Source organism: Mesorhizobium sp. M4A.F.Ca.ET.050.02.1.1 (assembly GCF_003997725.1).
Classification (GTDB): Bacteria; Pseudomonadota; Alphaproteobacteria; order Rhizobiales; family Rhizobiaceae; genus Mesorhizobium.
Genome location: NZ_RZSG01001042.1, coordinates 1 through 1,766, shown reverse-complemented (window position 1 = coordinate 1,766; position 1,766 = coordinate 1). Strand labels below are relative to the sequence as shown.

3 protein-coding genes are annotated in these 1,766 nt (G+C 67.8%); 1 reads left to right on the top strand and 2 read right to left on the bottom strand.

Translation table 11 applies throughout. The features are described from left to right. Positions 1-703 (bottom strand): serine hydrolase domain-containing protein (locus EOA33_RS34710; RefSeq protein ID WP_145989484.1); only part of this gene is annotated, 703 nt, incomplete at its 3' end. Positions 704-801: 98 nt separating this feature from the next. Further along, positions 802-1,206: a VOC family protein gene (locus EOA33_RS34705; RefSeq protein ID WP_126055436.1), complete on the bottom strand. Its 405-nt coding sequence runs from the start codon at positions 1,204-1,206 to the stop codon at positions 802-804. A 120-nt stretch (positions 1,207-1,326) separates the two neighbouring features. Between EOA33_RS34705 and EOA33_RS34700 the strand changes: the two genes are divergently transcribed. Beyond that, positions 1,327-1,766: HTH domain-containing protein (locus EOA33_RS34700; protein WP_127407650.1), on the top strand; the 440-nt coding region annotated here is incomplete at its 3' end.

Genomic DNA, 1,766 nt, shown 5'->3' with positions numbered 1-1,766 from the left:
GCTTGAGGAAATCCGCATGACGCGAGCTGGTCGAGGCCATGCCGAGCGGTCGGTAGAGCTTTTCCTCGGCCACGTCCTCCCAGGATTTGCCCGTCGGCATTGCGGCGGCGACGGCACCCTCGGTCAGTCCGAAATTGCTGTAGGAGTAGCCGGCGCGAAAGCTCGATGATGGCGGCACGAAGCGCAGGCGGTGCAGTATCTCGGCACGGTCGTAGCCGATGTCCTCGAGGTCGTCGCCGGCGGTGCCCGGAAGCCCGCTGCGGTGCGAAAACAGATCGCGGATGGTGAGTTGGCTGGTCGGATAGGCTTCGGCGAGGCGGAACGCCGGATCGAGGTCGGCGATCTTCGAATCCCAGGACACGATGCCGTCGCCGACCAGCGCCGCCACGACGGTGGCGGACACCGGCTTGGAGAGGGAAGCGATCTGGAACACCGTGTCGGCGTCCACGGTCTCCGGCTTGCCGGCCTCGCGATGACCAAAACCCTTGAGGAAGATCACCTTGTCGTCGTGGACGACGGCGATGGCGAGACCGGGCACGCCACCGTCGGCGACGGTGGCCTCGGCGAGCGCCTCGAGCTTCGCCAAGGCGGCAGCGATGCGCTCGGGTGTGACGGGATCGGCCGGCGCCACCTGCGGCCAAAGCGCCAGGACGGCGATGAAGGCCCCAATCGTCAAATGATAGAGATTGCGACCAAGCCGCATCACGCGCCTCCCTTCCCTGCATTCATCTCACGATTGTACAGGCGGGCGCCGGAGGGGCCAAGGGTTGCGCCCACCGCGAGCGTCGCGCCTCGGCCCCCTCACCTCTCGAACTTCCGGATCGCCTCGGCGGTCACCGGCGTGAAGAAATTGACGAGGTTGCCGTCGGGGTCGCGGAACAGCAGCGAGCGGTTGCCCCAGGGCATGGTGGTCGGCGCCTGCACCAGTGAGCCGGCGATGCGGTCGGCAAGCCGCCGGTAGTCGGCGTCGACATCGGCGACGCGGAACTCGATGATCGCCGTCTGGTTGGCCGCCGGTCGCGCGACATGGTCGCCACCGAAGAGCTGCAGCGTACGCGTGCTGCCGATGGCGAGCGTGCCGGCCTCGGTGGTCAGCTCGGCGAAATCGTCGGTGTAAAGCGTCAGCAGGGTGCCGGTCACCTCCTCATAGAAGGCGACCAGCCGCCTGACGTCGGCGGTGATGATGCGGGTCGAAACGAAATTCATGAGTTTTCTCCATCGGATAGCCGCGGAGTCTTCTCCGTCGGTGCCAGCGCCTGTTGAGGCGCCCTGTGCCGACTTGTGGACCAGGCCTGTTGCCAGCATAGTGGCAGCAGGAGACATGCCTTGCGCCGCGCCGACAGACTGTTCCAGATCATCCAGATCCTGCGACGCTCGACCGACCCGATCACCGCCAGCCGGATCGCCGAGGAGCTCGAGACCTCGCGCCGTTCGGTCTATCGCGACATCGCCGACCTCATCGGCCAGCGCGTGCCGATCCGGGGCGAAGCCGGCGTCGGCTACGTGCTGGACCGCGACTACGACATGCCGCCGCTGATGTTGACCCCGGACGAGCTTGAGGCGGCCGTGCTCGGCGCGCAATGGGTGGCCGACAAGGGCGATGCGGTGCTGGCGGGCGCGGCGCGCGACCTGATCGCCAAGATCGCCATCGCTGTGCCCGAGCGCCTGCGCCCGTTCGTCAGCCACCCCAGCGTCGGCGCGCCGCTCAGCCGGGCGAGCCTGCCCGACGGGCTCGATGTCGCGCGGGCACGCGCATCGATCCGCAC

What these genes read in the sequence shown, in the direction of transcription:
- EOA33_RS34705 (WP_126055436.1), bottom strand. Translation starts at nt 1,206, where the DNA reads ATGAATTTCGTTTCGACCCGCATCATCACCGCCGACGTCAGGCGGCTG.